Source organism: [Clostridium] symbiosum ATCC 14940 (assembly GCF_000466485.1).
GTDB classification, from domain to species: Bacteria; Bacillota; Clostridia; order Lachnospirales; family Lachnospiraceae; genus Otoolea; species Otoolea symbiosa.
This window is the reverse complement of sequence record NZ_KE992873.1, coordinates 33,899-34,187: the sequence shown is the minus strand read 5'-3', so window position 1 is coordinate 34,187 and position 289 is coordinate 33,899.

Genomic DNA, 289 nt, shown 5'->3' with positions numbered 1-289 from the left:
GACGCCGCCGGTACGGCCGGCGGACGGGGTGGTGAGGTGGTTTTATGAGTCTTTCGTCCCCTGGGGAAGATTGTTGTGGTTTAGGGCTGCGGAGAAGATATAGTCTGCGGAGCACGTTTTCACTCGGTGGATGCATCACGCTGCTAAGCTCGACAGGACCTCGCAAATCAGCGATGGATTCCAAAGGCGTCCGCAGACTATATCTTCTCCTCCGCCCCAAAGGAAGGTTTTCGCCGGGACGAAAGACTCCGCCGTGTGTATCGGCCCCGTCCACTGGCCTGCGGCCGCT